We start from the raw sequence: 16,907 nt of genomic DNA on the forward strand, positions 1-16,907 counted from the left end.
AGCTCTGACGAGAGGAGGCCGCGGGTGATCGGGCGGATGGGGATCGACGATGTCCAACCCCTGGTATCGGCGGGACAGGTGCCGGCGAAAGCCGTTGTCGGTGAGCTGATCCCGGTCAGTACCACGGCCTGGAGGGAAGGCCACGACGCCCTCGGTGTGACGTTGCACATCGACGGCCCGTCACGCCGGAGCCTCAATATCCGGATGGAGCCGGCCGTCGAACCCGACGTGTTCAACGCGGCGTTCGTCCCGGATGCCGTCGGCTTCTGGGTGTTCCGTATCGAGGCCTGGAGCGACCCGTACACCACGTGGCGCAACGCGGTCATCAAGAAGGTCGACGCCGGTCAGGGTGCCACCGACCTGGCCAACGATCTCGAGACCGGTGCCCGCCTGTTGGAGCGCGCCCGCGACGAGTTCCCGCTCGAGGCCTACGAGATGCTCGACGACGCGGTCAACGCTCTGCGCGCCGAGCACCACGACATCGAACACCGCGTCAATCTGGCCATCTCCGAAGCGATGAGCGATCTCTTCGCCGCGCACCCGCTGCGCGATCTGGTCACCAAATCGCGGTCTTACCGGGTGTGGGCGGATCGTTCCCGGGCGCTGTTCGGTTCGTGGTACGAGTTCTTCCCGCGCTCGACGGGCGGCTGGGACGGCGAGGGCCACCCGGTGCACGGCAACTTCCTGTCGGCGATCCAGGATCTGCCCCGGATCGCCGGGATGGGCTTCGACGTCGTCTATCTGCCGCCGATCCACCCGATCGGCAAGGTCAACCGCAAGGGCCGCAACAACACCCTCGTCGCCGGACCCTTCGACGTCGGATCGCCCTGGGCGATCGGTTCCGACGAGGGCGGTCACGACGCGATCCATCCGCAACTCGGCTCCGAGGACGACTTCGGCTACTTCGTCGGCCGAGCCCGTGAACTCGGCCTCGAGGTGGCCCTCGACCTTGCGCTGCAGTGCGCCCCCGACCATCCGTGGGCCATCGAACACCCCGAGTGGTTCACCACCCAGCCCGACGGCACCATCGCCTACGCGGAGAATCCGCCGAAGAAGTACCAGGACATCTATCCGCTGAACTTCGACAACGACCGCAACGGCATCTACGGCGCCGTCCTGAACGTGGTGCTGCACTGGGTCGGTCTGGGCGTGAAGATCTTTCGCGTGGACAACCCCCACACCAAGCCGCCGAACTTCTGGGAATGGCTGATCTCCGAGGTCAAAAAGCGCGACCCCGATGTGCTGTTCCTGTCGGAGGCCTTCACCCGGCCGGCCCGGCTCTACGGCCTCGCCCGTGCCGGTTTCACGCAGTCGTACACGTACTTCACGTGGAAGACCGCGAAGTGGGAGCTCGAGGAGTTCGGTCGGGAGATCGCCGCGCATGCCGACGAGGCCCGGCCCAATCTGTTCGTCAACACCCCCGACATCCTGCACGAAAGCCTGCAGCACGGCGGTCCGGGAATGTTCGCGCTGCGGGCCGCGCTCGCCGCGACGCTCGCACCGTCGTGGGGCGTCTACAGCGGTTACGAACTGTACGAACACGTCGCGGTCGCCGAGGGCAGCGAGGAGTACCTGCACTCCGAGAAGTACGAACTGCGCCCCCGCGACTACAAAGCGGCGTCGAGCCGGGCCGAATCGCTGGAACCGTGGATCTCCACGCTCAACGGGATCCGCCGACGCCATCCGGCGCTGCAGCAGCTCCGCAACCTCACCTTCCACCACATCGACAACCCCGCGCTCATCGCGTTCTCGAAGTTCGATGCGGTCTCCGGCGATCGCGTCATCGTGGTCGTCAACCTGAATCCATACGGCACCGAGAGCTCAATTCTCTCGCTGGACATGCCGACCCTCGGCTTCGAGTGGCAGGATCGCTTCACCGTGCGCGACGAGGTCACCGGAGCCGAATTCCATTGGGGCCAATCCAATTACGTCCAGCTGGAACCCTGGCATCAGGTCGCACACATCCTTGCTCTGCCACCGCTCGACCAGTCCATCGCCCACAAGCTCGCCTACCGGATGCAGTGAGGATGTCGTGACCGTGACCAGGAGACCCGACCCGTTCGCATCCGACCACGACGTGCGCCGTCTGGTCAACCTGACCCACCCCGACCCGCACGGCTTCCTCGGGGCACACGAGGCTCCGGATGGTCACACCATCCTGCGGACCCTGCGGCCCGATGCCGCGTCCGTGGTCGCCGTGATCGGCGGCGTCGACCATCCGATGCACCGCCAGGGCGACGACCTGTGGGTGGTCACCGTCCCGATCGCCGACCTCGTCGACTACCGCTACCGCGTCACCTACACCAACGCCGACGGCGGCACCGACGACTACCTCGTCGCAGACGGCTACCGGTTCCTGCCGACTCTCGGCGAGGTCGACCTACACCTGTTCGCCGAGGGACGACACGAAGCGCTCTGGGAGATCCTCGGCGCGCGGGTCGTCTCCTACGGCACACCCGACGGCGAGGTCTCGGGCACAGCCTTCTCGGTCTGGGCACCAAATGCGTACGGCGTCGCGGTGGTCGGCGACTTCGACTACTGGACCGGCCGTCAGACGCCGATGCGCTCCATGGGCAGCAGCGGGATCTGGGAGGTCTTCATCCCGGGCATCGTCGCCGGTGAGCAGTACAAGTTCCGCGTCCACGGCGCCGACGGCGTCATCCGCGACAAAGCGGACCCGATGGCCCGTGCCACCAGGATTCCGCCGTCGACGGTCTCGGTGGTCAGCGAGACGTCGTTCGTCTGGACCGACGACGAGTGGATCGCCAAGCGCGCCGCGAGCACGCCGGTCAACGAGCCGATGAGCGTCTACGAGGTACACATCGCGTCGTGGCGTCAGGGTCTCTCCTATCGCGAGCTTGCAGTCGAACTCGGTGACTATCTCGTCGAGAAGGGGTTCACCCACGTCGAGTTCCTCCCGGTCGCCGAGCACCCGTTCGGCGGGTCGTGGGGCTATCAGGTGACCTCCTACTTCGCCCCGACCGCGCGTTTCGGCTCGCCGGATGACTTCCGCTACCTGGTCGATCATCTGCACTCGTTGGGGATCGGCGTCCTGGTCGACTGGGTGCCCGCCCATTTCCCGAAGGACGACTGGGCCCTGGCACGCTTCGACGGCACCGCACTGTACGAGGACGCCGACCCGATGCGCGGCGAGCAGTTGGACTGGGGAACGTACATCTTCAACTTCGGGCGACGCGAGGTCCGCAACTTCCTGGTCGCCAATGCCCTCTTCTGGTTCGACCAGTTCCACATCGACGGACTGCGCGTCGACGCCGTCGCGTCGATGCTCTACCTCGACTACTCACGTCCCGACGGCGCGTGGCGCCCCAACATCTACGGCGGGCGGGAGAACCTGGAGGCGGTGCAGTTCCTGCAGGAGACCAATGCCACTGTGCACAAGCACTTCCCGGGCGCGGTCACCATCGCCGAGGAATCCACCGCGTGGCCCGGGGTCACCCAGATGACCAACCTCGGTGGTCTCGGGTTCACCTTCAAGTGGAACATGGGCTGGATGCACGACACGCTGGGCTACATCGGCCGCGATCAAGTGCACCGCAGCTTCCACCATCACGAGATCACGTTCTCGTTGATGTACGCGTGGAGTGAGAATTTCGTGCTGCCGGTGTCGCACGACGAGGTCGTCCACGGCAAGGGAACGCTGTGGAGCCGGATGCCCGGCGATTCGTTCACCAAGGCGGCCGGGGTCCGAAACCTGTTGGCGTACATGTGGTCACATCCCGGCAAACAGCTGCTGTTCATGGGCCAGGAATTCGGTCAGGTCGGTGAGTGGTCCGAAAGCCGTAGCCTCGACTGGCATCAGATGCAGGGCTGGGAGGGCGAACTGCATTCGGGGATCTCCGCGCTCGTCACCGATCTCAACGCGCTGTACAAGGCGACCCCGGCCCTCTACACCCAGGACGCGACGCCCAATGGCTACTCGTGGATCGATGCGAACGACACCGCGAACAATGTGATCAGCTTCCTGCGCTACGGATCCGATGGTTCGGTGATCGCCTGCCTGTTCAACTTCTCCGGTCTCCCCCGCTCCGGCTATCAGGTCGGCCTGCCGGTGGCGGGTACCTGGAACGAGGTGCTCAACACCGACTCCGCCGCCTACAGCGGGGCCGGCGAGGGCAATCTCGGCAGCGTCGTCGCCGACGGCCCGGCCTGGCACGGTCGCGAGACCTCCGCGACCGTGATGATCCCCGCCAACTCCGCGGTGTTCCTCGCACCCGCTCCCGCCCCGGAGTAGCGTCACCGGTCGACAGGACACCCACCCCGTCGACCGTGCACACCAGGGCGTCGACCGTGCACGGCCCGGCATCGACCGTGCAACACCCCACCCCTCGACCCGTGCACAGTCAAAGGGATTCCGCGCACACTCGACGATGAGCCGCGCACGGTCGACGACGGGGTGTGCACGGTCGATGATGAGCCGTGCGCGCTGGACGTCGACGCGGGAGACGGGCGCTCGCGGGACGTCAGTAGAGCGCGGTGGCGAGCTTCCGGCGCGCCGCGACCACGAAGGGCTCGGCCGGATCGAAGAGCTCGAACAGCTCGAGCAGACGGGTCCTTGCGCGCGTGCGGTCGTCACCGGAGGTCACCTTGACGACGTTGATGATGCGGTCGAAGGCGGCGTCGGGCTCCTGCCCCAGCAACAACACATCCGCCGCGGCGAGCTGCGCGTCGACGTCGTGGGGGGCCGCGTTGTGCACGATCGCCGGGTCGTGTGCCTGCGCACGCATGACGAACTCGATGTTGCGTGCGGCCGAGGCGGCTTCGGTGTTACCGGGCTCCACCTCCGCGATGGCGCGGTAGGCGGCCAGCGCACCCTCGAAGTCGCCGGCGTTGAGCCTCTCCTCGGCCATCGCCATGCGGGGATCCTCCGGCTCGGGCATCTCGTCCCCGGCGGACATGCCGGGCAGGGCGTCACCGAGTTGCGACAGGATCTCGTCGATCCACGACGTGATCTCCGCCTCCGAGCGCACCCCGTTGAAGGCCGCGACCGGCTGTCCCTGGGCGATGGCGACGACCATCGGGATCGACTGCACGCGGAAGGCCTGCGCGATCCGTTGATTGGCGTCGACGTCGATCTTCGCGAGCACCCATCGTCCCTGCGCGCGGGCCGCGAGCGATTCGAGCACCGGCGAGAGTTGTTTGCACGGTCCGCACCACTCGGCCCAGAGGTCGACGACGACCAGCTGCTGGGTCGACCGGGTGAGCACCTCGGTCTCGAATGTGGCGTCGGTCACGTCGATGACCGCCGACACGGTCCGGGCCGGCGATGACGGCGCCGCACCGTCGGCGGAGCGGGAGGGCGGGGCGGGGCGTTGCGGTTGCTGTCGTTGCGCGTCGGCCCGTTCCTTCAGGGCCGACAGATCGACGGCACCCGACATGGCTACGGCGGCGGCAGCTTGTTGCCGGGCGGCCGACGCCGCCTGCTGCCGATTCGTTGGTCGTGTCACGCCATCTAGTGTGGCACGTCCTGCGAAACGCGATGTCCGCTGCCGGTATGCCGGGCGTCGACGACATCGGCGGCCAGCACGGCGAAGGCGAGGGCTCCGACCGCGACGACGAGTCCGATGCCCAGGCTGCTGCGTTGACTCACGAATCCGACGATGGCTGGTCCCGCGAGCATGCCCACGTAGCCGCATCCGACAACCACCGAGATCGACCGTCCGCTCGACTCCGCGGTCAGATTGCCCGCCGCGGTGAAGATCTGTGGGACGAGCCCGGCCACACCGACCCCGAAGAAGATCCATCCGACGATCGCCCAGGCCCCCGACGGCGCGAGTATCGCCGACGACATCCCGACGATGCCGATCAGCCCGCCGACGCGCACGATCGACCTCGGGCCGAATCTGGTCGCGACGGCGTCGACGCCGAACCGGGCGATCGTCATCGCCGCGCTGAACGCACCGAATGCGACCGCCCCGAGGGCCTCGGGCGTTCCGAACGTCTCGACGACGTGCAGCGCGCTCCAGTCATAGGCCGTTCCCTCGGCGAGCATCACCGCGAACGCCACCGCCGCCAGCAGCACCAGGCGACGCAGATCGATGCCGTGCCACCACCGCCGCGACCCGGCCGGCCTCTCGACTCCGCCGTCCTCGACCTGCCCGACCCGACGACGACGCGCCAACGAGCCCGCCACACTCGTGACGACGACGATCCCGAACCCGGCGGCAGCCGCCACCGTCACACGGGGACCGACGTCGAGCCACAGCGTGAGCGCGACGATGCCCGAGCCGACGAGGCCACCGATCGAGAAGAACCCGTGGAACGACGACATGATCGGTCGGCCGTAGCGGCGCTCCACCTCCACGGCCTGTGCGTTCATCGAGACGTCGAGCGCCCCGTTGGCCACGCCGAACCCCGCGAGCGCGGCGGCCAGGGTGATGCCGTTCGTCGCGCTGACGGGTGTGAGGATCACCGCCGACAGCGCGAGGGCGGCGAGGATCGTCGTCGGACGCGAACCCCACCGGTCGATCAGCGGACCGCAGACCTGCATGCCGACGAAGGCCGATCCGCCGAGCAGCAGGAGCAATCCGCCGAGCTGGTCGTGGGACACACCGGTGCGCTCGGTGATCACCGGGATATGTGCCACCCACATCGCGGCGAGGAATCCGTTGAGTGCGAAGACCAGGGTGACGGCCGCTCGTGCGCGACGGTCGGTCGACGCCGGGGCCACCCCGGTCATCCGAGGTGGCGGTCGACCCGCTCGACCTTGCCGGTCATTTCACCGGTGTGGCCCGGCCGGATGTCGGCCTTGAGCACCAGCCCGACGCGCGGCGCGAGTTCGGCCACCGCGTCGACGGCCCGCTTGACCACGTCCATGACCTCGTCCCAGTCACCCTCGAGGTAGGTGAACATGGCGGTGGTCTGGTGCGGTAATCCGGATTCCCGGACCACCCGGACCGCGGCCGCGACCGCCGCGCTCATCCCGCCGTCGGCGTCGACGGCGTCTCCCCCCGAGGGCGAGAGGCTGAACGCGACGATCATCGTGGCTCCTGTCTCAGACCGCCAGAGTCTCGCCGGCCGGTAGGTCGGAGAGTTCGGCGAGATGACCGTTGCGCTGTGCCCACCACTCGAAGACCAGGGTCCCGAACGGAGGGATACTCGACACCAGCGCGAGCGCGGTCACCTTGAGGCTCCACCGCAGCTGCATCGCCGTGACCACCGAGATGGCCACGAACGCGATGAACACGATCCCGTGCACCATCCCGGGGACCGCGACGGCCTCGGTGTGGCCGAGGACCCACTTGAAGAACATCGCGATCAGCAACGCCAGCCACGTGATCGCCTCCAGGACGGCGACGAACCGGAAACGCTTCGCGGGACTACCAAGATCGAAGAATTGCGACATGGTCTCCATTGTGCCGAATCCACCGCACTTCTACGACAAGGTGTAGTACAAGTCTCGCGCTCAGTTCTTCGGGACGCGGACGATCAGTGCGTCGCCCTGACCGCCGGCACCGCACAGCGCGGCCGCACCGATACCGCCGCCCCGCCGCTGCAGTTCCAGCGCGAGGTGCAGGGTGATCCGGGCGCCCGAGGTACCGATCGGGTGGCCCAGCGCGATCGCACCGCCGTTGACGTTGACGATCGCCGGGTCCACGCCCAGCTCGCGGCCCGAGGCCAGCCCGACCGCGGCGAAGGCCTCATTGATCTCGATCAGATCCAGGTCCGCGGGGGTGATCCCGGCGCGGGCGCAGGCCTTCGCGATCGCGTTGGCGGGCTGCAGCTGCAGCGACGAATCCGGACCGGCGACGACACCGTGTGGACCGATCTCGGCCAGCCAGCTGACACCGAGTTCGGTGGCCTTTGCCTTGCTCATCACGATCACCGCGGCAGCACCGTCGGAGATCTGCGAGGAGTTGCCCGCGGTGATCGTGCCGTCCTTGCGGAACGCCGGCCGCAGACCGGCCAGCGAGTCGGCGGTCGTGTCGGCGCGGATGCCCTCGTCCTCGGCGAAGACGACGGGATCGCCCTTGCGCTGCGGGATGGACACGCCCACGACCTCGTCGGCGAACAGTCCGTTCTTCCAGGCCACTGCCGCGCGCTGATGGCTCTGTGCCGCGACCTCGTCCTGCTCTGCACGGGTGAACCCGTTGGTGTCGTTGCCCTGTTCGGTCAGCGCGCCCATCGGCTGGTCGGTGAAGGCGTCGAACAGACCGTCGAAGGCCATGTGGTCGACGAGTTCGGTGTTGCCGTACTTGAAACCGCCCCGGCTGCCCGGCAGCAGGTGCGGTGCCTGGGTCATCGACTCCTGACCTCCCGCGACGACGCACTCGAACTCCCCGGCGCGGATGAGCTGGTCGGCCAGCGCGATCGCGTCGATGCCCGACAGGCACATCTTGTTGATCGACAGCGTCGGGACATCCCAGCCGATTCCGGCCTTGACCGCGGTCTGCCGCGCGGGCATCTGCCCAGCGCCGGCGGTGAGGACCTGACCCATGATCACGTAGTCGACGGCCGACGCCGGGACACCCGACTTGTCGAGGGCGCCCTTGATCGCGATCGCCCCGAGGTCCACCGCACTGAAGTCCTTCAGCGAACCCAGCAGGCGACCGAATGGGGTGCGGGCCCCGGCGACGATGACGGACGACTGGTCGAAGTTCGTGGACATGGGGACCTCCAACATGACGTGGATCGAGCAGACCGAACGCCCGCTCAGTGGGCTGGTGCCCTCAACGCTACCGTTAAGACATGACCAGCTCAGCAACAGACCCCGCAGCACGACCGTCGGCCACCGCCCTCATCTCGGATCTCGTCACCGCGATCGACCATGCCGGCATCGCCGTTCCCGACCTCGACGCCGCCAAGAAGTGGTACCTGGACAACCTCGGATTCGAAACCCTCCACGAGGAGACCAACGCCGAACAGGGTGTCCGTGAGGCCATGGTCGGCCCGCGCACCGCAGGCGAATCCGGCGGGACCCTGATCCAGCTGCTGGCGCCTCTCGACGAGACGTCGACGATCGCGAAGTTCATCGACCGCAGCGGCCCCGGGCTGCAGCAGCTCGCGGTGCGCGTCACCGATGTCGACGAGGTCGTCGCCCGTCTGACCGCGGCCGGCGTGCGGGTGCTCTACCCCGAGGCCCGACGTGGCACCGCCGACTCGCGGATCAACTTCGTGCATCCCAAGGATGCCGGTGGCGTCCTTCTCGAACTCGTCGAACCGGCGGGCGATTCCTCAGGTCACTGACGTTTCCGACTGAGTTAGACTGTGCCGCATGTCAGCTCCCGCACCACGGCATCTACCCTTCGCCACAGTGATGCGCGGCTTCGACCGCGAGCAGGTGGCGGACCATCTCCAGCGCATGGACGCCGAGCTGAGGGTACTGGCCGCGGACCGCGACGCGGCCACGGCGAACGCCCACGAGCTCGCCGCGCACCTCGAAGAGGCGCGCGACGAGATCGAGGAGCTGCGGCGCGAGGTCGACAAACTCTCGGTTCCCCCGACGACCGCCCAGGGGATGAGCGAACGGCTCGGCCGGATGCTGCAGCTGGCCTCCGACGAAGCCTCGGAGATGCGGGCCGACGCCGCCGCGGAGGCCGCCGAGACGACGTCGGTGGCCCGGCAGGAGGCGGCCACGATGCGCGAGGAGGCGCAGGCCGACGCCACCCGCATGCGGGACGAGGCCGACAGCACGGCACGCAAGATCGTCGCCGACGCCGAGGAGCGGGCGCGTCAGATCCGGGAGAGCTCCGACGCGCTCGCCGCCCGGTCCGCCGACGACGCGGACGAGGCCGCCAAGCAGATCGCCGAACGCAGGTCGGCGATGGAAGCCGAACACACCGAGACGATGACCGCCGCCCGCGACGAGGCGCGCCGCATCGTCACCAAGGCCAAGGGCGAGGCCGCAGAACTCGAGTTGCAGACGGCTCGCACGCTGCAGGGCGAGCGGGAACGTCACGACGCCGATCTCGCGGCCGAGCGAGACCGGGCCCACGCGGAGCGCGAGCACATGAAGGACACGGCACAGGAGATCGTGACCGAGCGTCTGGCCCGTTCTCGCGAGCTCGCCGGTCAGGTCGACACGGCGCGCCGGCAGGTCATCGGTCAGCTCGATCAGGTACGCGAACTGCTGACGCAGATCCCGTCGCAGCTGGCCGATCGTCATCCGGACCTGGCCGATGTCACCGACAATGACGACATCGAGTTGCTCAACCGTGCCCTCTCGCCGCAATCGCAGCTGCCGCGACCGACCACCAACGGCGCCACTGCGTCGTCGGTGTCGGGGTCGTCGGTGTCAGGGTCGTCGGTGACCGGTTCCTCGGCCGGTTCGTCGTCGTCCGACAGCTGAGCCACCGACACCCCCGACGATGGGGCCGGGGAACTCAGAACAGCCGGAACTCCGTGCTCTCGGCGCCGCGCAACGCGTCGTAGTCGAGAACCAGACAACGGATGCCACGGTCTTCGGCCAGCGTCCGGGCCTGCGGTTTGATCTGCTGCGCGGCGAACACCCCGGCCACCGGCGCCAGTAGCGGATCGCGGTTGAGCAGTTCGAGATACCGGGTCAGCTGCTCGACGCCGTCGATCTCACCGCGTCGCTTGATCTCGACGGCGACCGTCGCGCCCTCGGCATCGCGGCACAGCAGATCCACCGGTCCGATCGCGGTCATGAACTCACGACGGATCAGGGTGTGCCCGGCCCCCAACGTGTCGACGTGTTCGGCGAGCAATTCCTGCAGGTGAGCCTCCACACCGTCCTTCACCAGGCCCGGATCGACGCCCAACTCATGTTCCGAGTCGTGTTCGACCGAGGCGATGGAGATCCGCAGTTCTTCGCCGGCCTTGTTGGTGACGACCCAGTAGGCCTGCGCGTCCACGCCGTCGGGGACCGGCGACTCGGCCAGCCAACACGGCGGGCTCATCCAGTTCAGCGGCTTGTAGGCGCGGTCGTCGGCATGCACGCTCACCGAGCCGTCCGACTTGATCAGCAGCAGCCGCTTCGCCATGGGCAGATGTGCCGTCAACCGCCCGACGTAGTCCACTTGGCATTCCGCGATAACCAGACGCACCCGGCCAGCTTAGTGGTCCACTTGGCGACCGGCCGACGGTGGTTCGTCACCTCACCCGGGACCGAACATCTCACCACCGCCGTACCGTCGCTTCAGCTGGAACGCCTCGGCGTCGGCGACCGCGTCCAATAGGGACGTATGCACATGCGGCAAAGTGGGGTCGAGGCCCCGAAACGCCTCCGGCGCAGCCAGATCCGGCAGGATCTCGTCGTTACGATGTCGTTCCACGCTTCTACGGACGACGCCGTCCGGATCGACGAGCATCCCCCGACCTCCGCGCTCGTCCAGCGTGTGCTTGATGCTCAGCAGCATCGTCCGGGCGACCGGATCGACGATGCCGATGCGCGAGATGTCGACGATGGCCACCTCGAAATCGTCGAGATCGCTCTCCAACCGTCGCATTGCGCTCTCCGCGCCCGAGAAGGTCAGGTCCCCCTGCAACTCGTACACCCGCACACGGTCCCGACAGGTCCGGAGGTACCCTCGTTCGCGTTCACCCCAGTCCTCGCCCACCGAGAACTCGCTGATATCGCGCACCGCGCGGATGGTCACCCGACTCTCGCGGGTGAGGTTGAACATGTGCAGGCCCAGATCGGTCGACAGATGCCGACAGGTCTCGATGCCCCTCGCACTGTTGCCGTGTTGGTCGAGTCGGGGCGAATAGACCCCGATACCCAACTGTCCCGGCAGGATGGCCAGGATTCCACCGCCCACACCGGACTTCGCGGGCAGTCCGACCGAGGTCACCCAGTCCCCGGCACCGTCGTACATCCCGCAGGTGGTCATGACCGACAGCACCCGCTGGGCTACCTCCGGAGCGAGAACCTGCCTGCCGGTTCGCGGATTGGCCCCACCGTTGGCGAACGTGGCACCGATGACGGCGAGGTCATCGGTGGTGACCTGCAGCGAGCACTGCCGCAGATAGAGGTCGAGGGCGGCCTCGGGGTCGCTGTCGATGACGCCGAAACTGTCCAGCATGTAGGCGATCGCCCGATTCCGCGCGCCGGTCGCCGCCTCCGAATGCCAGACGTCGACGTCGAGCGACAACCGGCGGCCCGCACATGCGGAGTAGAAGGCGGTCACCTCCTCGAACACGGTATCGACGAGGCCGGGCCCGATGTCCCGAACCGGCGGCAGCAACAATGACGCTGCCAGAATGGCACCCGCGTTGATCATGGGGTTCTTCGGTCGCCGTCGGTCATCGACACTGACCTGGTTGAACGCCTCCCCCGACGGCTCGACACCGATCTTGTCGTCTGTTTCCGCGAATCCCAGGCGTGTCAAGGCGAACGCGTAGGTCAGCGGCTTCGAGACGGACTGAATGGTGAATTTCGTGCCTGCGTCACCCCGGGAGTAGATGTGACCGTCGTGCATGCACAGTGAGAGTCCGTATCCCTCGGGATCGACGCGGGTCAGCTCCGGGATGTAGTCGGCCACCGCACCGGAGCGGTTGTCGCAGCAAACCGCCATGATGTGCTCGAGGTACCCGTCGACGTGGGAGATCACACGACGAATCTAGAGCATGCCCTAGCCCGGAGACCGATCAGCGCGTGCCGCCAACCGACGGTCGGCCCTCGACGCGGACGGTCACCCCGTCGGTGAAGCGGTACGGATTCGCCGCGAGGAGCCCGCCGAGATGTTTGCGTAACCTCGACATCTCGGCGCGGACCGTGATCGTCCGGTCCGTGACGCCGAACAGGTGCGCCGACATCTGTGCGGCGCTACAGCCCTCGGGGTGGTGGGCCAGCAGCGCCAGGATCTCCGCGTGGCGCGGCGAGGGTTGCAGCGTCCACTGTCCGGTGGCCCCCGACACCGTGAACGAGGGGTTGCGCGAATCCCGTAGGTCCAGGTCGATCACCGTCGCCGAGGATGCCGTCGCCCCCTCGGCGACCCGCACGAGCCACCCGCCCGGCAACGGTTCGAGGTCGCATTCACCGAGGCTGTGCAACCAGGTTCGTCCGGGAGCGGTCTGTCGGGGGAGGGTGAGCCGGCTCCGCGGGGTGACGGCGTCGAGCGCGGCCACCCACCCGTCGTTGTCGACGGCGAGTGCCGGTCCCCCGAGCCGCGCCAGCATCGGCGCCGCCACCGACCGCAGCTGGTCCAGCGAACGACGATGATGGTCGCGCAACTGCGACTCGGCGAGTTTGGCCACCACGTCGACGAGCGCGACCGTCGTCGGGTGGATGGTGGCGGCCGGCCCGCTGACGTCGACGACACCCAGCAACGTGCCGGAGCGCGGGTCGCGGATGGGCGCACCGGCACACGTCCACGAGTGATGACTGCGAACGAAATGCTCGGCGGAGAAGACCTGCACGGCACGACCGGACATCAACGCGGTTCCGATCGCGTTGGTGCCCACCGAGTTCTCACCCCAGCCGGCACCTTCGACGAAGCCGAGACGATCGGCGCGGTGCAGAACCCGCGACGACCCGCTTCGCCACAGCACCCGGCCCTCGGCATCTGCCACGACCAGGATGTTGTCACCGTCGGCGATCACCGAGTCCAGCCCGCGGGTGAGGTCCTCGAGGACGTCGGCCAACCCCGACTCCTGCCGCCGCGCCTCGAGTTCACCGGCGTCGAGGCCCTCGTCCATCGTTCCGACATCCGGATCGACCCCGGCATGCTGAACCCGATCCCAGGACTCGCTGATCACCGATCTCGGCCGGGCGGGCATTTTCCCCCCGCCATCGCGGCGTCATAGACCGCAGACAGCAGCTGCGCGTAGTGGCGTGGATCGTCACCCGCGGAGACCGCGGGTTCGGGGCCGAGATGGGTTTCCGGGACGGACACCCCACGATTGTGCTCCCGATCACACCCAGCCCGCAAAGTCCGCCTGGGGGTTGCACAGGGTTGCGGTCACGCGCAGCCCCATGCAACCCGATGCAACCCTTGTCGGTCACACTCCAGGTGCGGTGTGCTGTGGATCACAACGTCAGCGATCGACAGTATCGAGCCCTGAGGAGAGGACATCATGACGCAGACCCTGGAACCCCCGGCCACCGAGAGCCGGCCCAACGATCCCCAGCAGCGCGTCGACGCCTGGCTGGCCGAGTTCTCCGAAGCACTGGCCGCGCGCGACGTCGCGCGGGTGACCGGCATGTTCGCCACCGACAGCTTCTGGCGCGACCTGGTCTCGTTCACCTGGAACATCAAGACGGTCGAGGGACGCGAGCAGATCGCCGATATGCTCGGCAGTCGCCTCGACGACACCGATCCGCGAGGGTTCCGCACGAGCGAACCGCCGACCGCCGACGGTGACGTACTCTCGGCGTTCATCGAGTTCGAGACCGCGACCGGTCGCGGCGTCGGTCACCTGCGGCTGCGTCCGGACGCCGACACCGGCGAGGACACCGCCTGGACCCTGCTCACGTCGCTCCAGGAACTCAAGGGGTACGAGGAGCGCAGCGGCCACACCCGGGTGCTGGGTGCCGTGCACGGTTCCGATCCCGATCGGCGCTCGTGGGCGGAGAAGCGGGAGGACGAGGAACTCGAACTCGGCCGCGCGGTACAGCCCTACGTACTCGTCGTCGGCGGCGGCCAGGGCGGGATCGCTCTCGGCGCCCGGCTGCGCCAGCTCGGCGTGCCGGCCATCGTCGTCGACCGCCACGACCGGCCCGGCGATCAGTGGCGCAAGCGGTACAAGTCGCTGTGCCTGCACGATCCGGTCTGGTACGACCATCTCCCCTATCTGCCGTTCCCCGCGAACTGGCCGACCTTTGCGCCGAAGGACAAGATCGGCGATTGGCTGGAGTTCTACACGAAGGTCATGGAGGTCCCGTACTGGAGCAAGACGACGTGTCTGTCGGCCTCCTACGACGAGGACGCACAGCAGTGGACCGTCGAGATCGACCGCGACGGCGAACGGATGACGCTGCATCCCCGCCAGCTCGTGCTCGCCACCGGAATGTCCGGCAAGGCCAGCGTGCCGACGATCCCCGGTCAGGACATCTTCGCCGGCGAACAGCATCACTCGAGCCAGCACCCGGGCCCCGATGGCTATGTCGGCAAGAACGTGGTGGTGATCGGCTCCAACAACTCCGCCCACGACATCTGCAAGGCGCTGGTGGAGAACGGCGTCGACACAACGATGGTGCAGCGCTCGTCGACCCACATCGTGCGATCCGACTCGCTGATGGAGATCGGCTTGGGTGCGCTCTACAGCGAACAGGCCGTCGAGAACGGGATGACCACGAAGAAGGCCGACCTGACATTCGCCTCGCTGCCCTACCGCATCATGCACGAGTTCCAGATCCCGATCTACAACGAGATCCGCGAGCGTGACAAGGACTTCTACGACCGCCTCGAGGCCGCAGGCTTCGACCTGGACTTCGGTGACGACGATTCGGGTTTGTTCATGAAGTATCTGCGCCGCGGGTCGGGTTACTACATCGACGTCGGCGCCTGCGACCTCGTCGCGGACGGCACGATCAAGTTGGCGCACGGTCAGGTCGACCATCTCACCGAGAACAGCGTGGTCCTCGCCGACGGTACCGAGCTCCCGGCCGACGTCGTCGTCTACGCCACCGGATACGGCTCGATGAACGGGTGGGCCGCCGATCTCATGGGTCAGGAGGTCGCCGACCGGGTCGGGAAGGTGTGGGGCCTCGGCTCGGACACCACCAAGGATCCGGGTCCGTGGGAGGGTGAGCAGCGCAACATGTGGAAGCCGACCCAGCAGCCCGGGCTGTGGTTCCACGGCGGCAACCTGCACCAGTCGCGCCACTACTCGCTCTATCTCGCTCTGCAGCTGAAGGCCCGGCGCGAGGGCATCCCAACGCCCGTGTACGGCCTACAGGAGGTGCACCACCTGTCCTGATCGCCCCGATCACCATGCTGCCGGCCTCGGCTATCCGGGGCCGGCAGCATCGGCGTGCGACGTGATCCGACCACGAACACACCCGAGGTCCCAACTGCCCGTCGTGGCGGCATCACGCGTGATCTGATGGGGGGAGCACAGACAACTCCCTCGGGTTTCCCCGGCCATATGATCGGAGTCCACGATGAAGCTGCTCGTCGCCTACATCGCCACCTCGGGCGGCGCCGACGCTGTCGCGCTCGGCGTCTGCCTGGCGCGCACGTTGAAGGCACCCCTCGACATCGCGGTGGTGATCCCACCCGACCGGGCCGATGCCTCGGCCACCCTCGAGCACTACGAGGAGATCCTCGACGAGGCAGCACACACATGGCTCACCGAGGCCAAGGGAATGGTCCCCGACGATGTCTCCGTACAGACCCATATCGTGTTCGACGAGAACCCGGCCGACGGCCTCATCAAGGAGATCGGCGAACTGCATTCGACGATGCTCATCGTCGGGGGGTCCGGTGGCGGAATGCTGGTCGGACGGCATTCCCTCGGATCGGTGGTCAACAACCTGCTGTACTCGTGTCCGGTACCGGTAGCGCTGGCACCCAGCGGGTTCCGTTACACCGGGGCGCCCCGGGTCCGAGAGGTCACCACGGCCATCGGACGGCGACCGGGCGCGGAGGCTCTCGTCGACACCGCAGTCGGAATGAGCGCGGATGGTGATCTGCCCATCAGGTTGCTCTCGCTCGTATCCGGCGACGACATGCCCTCGCGCCACTCGGCGCAGGACGAGGACGAGGCACGCCGCTACGCAGTCGAACTCGCCCGCAAGGCGCTCGACACCGCCCACCTCCGTCTACCCGACAGCACGCAGATCACCACCATGATCGCCGAGGGCGACAGTATCGAGGACGCGGTCCGAACCGTCGACTGGCACGACGGAGATGTGATCCTGGTCGGCTCGAGCCGGTTGGCGGCCCCGAAGAGATTGTTCCTGGGGTCCACCGCACAGAAGATGCTGCGCGTGCTGGCGGTGCCGATGATCGTGGTGCCGGCGCCGGAGAGCTGATCGTGGGGTA

At 67.5% G+C, this 16,907-nt stretch carries 15 protein-coding genes; 6 read left to right on the forward strand and 9 right to left on the reverse strand.

Annotated features, from left to right (window positions below):
- Positions 1 to 24: 24 nt before the first annotated feature.
- Complete coding sequence (locus GORHZ_RS10550; protein WP_006332827.1) at positions 25 to 2,025, forward strand: maltotransferase domain-containing protein; 2,001 nt, start codon at positions 25 to 27, stop codon at positions 2,023 to 2,025.
- A 13-nt stretch (positions 2,026 to 2,038) separates the two neighbouring features.
- Positions 2,039 to 4,252: a 1,4-alpha-glucan branching protein GlgB gene (gene glgB, locus GORHZ_RS10555; protein WP_006332828.1), complete on the forward strand. Its 2,214-nt coding sequence runs from the start codon at positions 2,039 to 2,041 to the stop codon at positions 4,250 to 4,252.
- A gap of 229 nt (positions 4,253 to 4,481) precedes the next feature.
- On the opposite strand, the gene GORHZ_RS10560 is transcribed toward glgB, so the two are convergent.
- Genes GORHZ_RS10560 through GORHZ_RS10580 form a run of 5 tightly spaced genes read right to left on the reverse strand, consistent with a single transcriptional unit; the run spans position 4,482 to position 8,626 of the window.
- Positions 4,482 to 5,465 carry a tetratricopeptide repeat protein gene (locus GORHZ_RS10560; protein ID WP_373279592.1) on the reverse strand — a complete coding sequence of 328 codons (984 nt, stop codon included), beginning with the start codon at positions 5,463 to 5,465 and terminating at the stop codon, positions 4,482 to 4,484.
- Between the two features lie 5 nt (positions 5,466 to 5,470).
- Positions 5,471 to 6,697 carry an MFS transporter gene (locus GORHZ_RS10565; protein WP_006332830.1) on the reverse strand — a complete coding sequence of 409 codons (1,227 nt, stop codon included), beginning with the start codon at positions 6,695 to 6,697 and terminating at the stop codon, positions 5,471 to 5,473.
- Positions 6,694 to 6,999, reverse strand: coding sequence for a thiamine-binding protein (locus GORHZ_RS10570; protein ID WP_006332831.1), 306 nt, complete (start codon positions 6,997 to 6,999; stop codon positions 6,694 to 6,696). Before GORHZ_RS10570 ends, GORHZ_RS10565 begins: the two co-directional genes overlap by 4 nt.
- A gap of 13 nt (positions 7,000 to 7,012) precedes the next feature.
- Positions 7,013 to 7,372, reverse strand: a complete 360-nt coding sequence (locus GORHZ_RS10575) for a DUF3817 domain-containing protein (RefSeq protein ID WP_006332832.1) — start codon at positions 7,370 to 7,372, stop codon at positions 7,013 to 7,015.
- Between the two features lie 51 nt (positions 7,373 to 7,423).
- Positions 7,424 to 8,626 carry an acetyl-CoA C-acetyltransferase gene (locus GORHZ_RS10580; RefSeq protein WP_006332833.1) on the reverse strand — a complete coding sequence of 401 codons (1,203 nt, stop codon included), beginning with the start codon at positions 8,624 to 8,626 and terminating at the stop codon, positions 7,424 to 7,426.
- An 80-nt stretch (positions 8,627 to 8,706) separates the two neighbouring features.
- Between GORHZ_RS10580 and mce the strand changes: the two genes are divergently transcribed.
- Both mce and GORHZ_RS10590 read left to right on the forward strand, forming a co-directional pair.
- On the forward strand, positions 8,707 to 9,204 hold the full coding sequence (gene mce, locus GORHZ_RS10585) for a methylmalonyl-CoA epimerase (protein WP_006332834.1): 498 nt from the start codon (positions 8,707 to 8,709) through the stop codon (positions 9,202 to 9,204).
- A 28-nt stretch (positions 9,205 to 9,232) separates the two neighbouring features.
- Positions 9,233 to 10,306: a coiled-coil domain-containing protein gene (locus tag GORHZ_RS10590; protein ID WP_245551393.1), complete on the forward strand. Its 1,074-nt coding sequence runs from the start codon at positions 9,233 to 9,235 to the stop codon at positions 10,304 to 10,306.
- Between the two features lie 34 nt (positions 10,307 to 10,340).
- On the opposite strand, the gene nucS is transcribed toward GORHZ_RS10590, so the two are convergent.
- From nucS to GORHZ_RS32200, 4 genes are all read right to left on the reverse strand, one after another.
- Positions 10,341 to 11,024, reverse strand: a complete 684-nt coding sequence (gene nucS / locus GORHZ_RS10595) for an endonuclease NucS (protein ID WP_006332836.1) — start codon at positions 11,022 to 11,024, stop codon at positions 10,341 to 10,343.
- 51 nt (positions 11,025 to 11,075) lie between these two features.
- On the reverse strand, positions 11,076 to 12,494 hold the full coding sequence (gene glsA / locus GORHZ_RS10600; RefSeq protein ID WP_083877257.1) for a glutaminase A: 1,419 nt from the start codon (positions 12,492 to 12,494) through the stop codon (positions 11,076 to 11,078).
- A 73-nt stretch (positions 12,495 to 12,567) separates the two neighbouring features.
- Positions 12,568 to 13,698 (reverse strand): helix-turn-helix domain-containing protein, encoded by a 1,131-nt coding sequence (locus GORHZ_RS10605; protein WP_505677523.1) that lies wholly within the window; start codon positions 13,696 to 13,698, stop codon positions 12,568 to 12,570.
- Positions 13,674 to 13,814: a hypothetical protein gene (locus GORHZ_RS32200; protein WP_373279593.1), complete on the reverse strand. Its 141-nt coding sequence runs from the start codon at positions 13,812 to 13,814 to the stop codon at positions 13,674 to 13,676. The genes GORHZ_RS10605 and GORHZ_RS32200 overlap by 25 nt, the downstream gene beginning before the upstream one ends.
- 181 nt (positions 13,815 to 13,995) lie before the next feature.
- Between GORHZ_RS32200 and GORHZ_RS10610 the strand changes: the two genes are divergently transcribed.
- Positions 13,996 to 15,840, forward strand: coding sequence for an NAD(P)/FAD-dependent oxidoreductase (locus tag GORHZ_RS10610; RefSeq protein WP_006332839.1), 1,845 nt, complete (start codon positions 13,996 to 13,998; stop codon positions 15,838 to 15,840).
- Between the two features lie 184 nt (positions 15,841 to 16,024).
- The gene (locus tag GORHZ_RS10615) at positions 16,025 to 16,897 is read left to right on the forward strand and encodes a universal stress protein (protein WP_006332840.1); all 873 of its coding nucleotides are present in this window, start codon (positions 16,025 to 16,027) and stop codon (positions 16,895 to 16,897) included.
- Positions 16,898 to 16,907 lie beyond the last annotated feature (10 nt).

This window comes from Gordonia rhizosphera NBRC 16068 (assembly GCF_000298195.1).
Lineage (GTDB): Bacteria > Actinomycetota > Actinomycetes > Mycobacteriales > Mycobacteriaceae > Gordonia > Gordonia rhizosphera.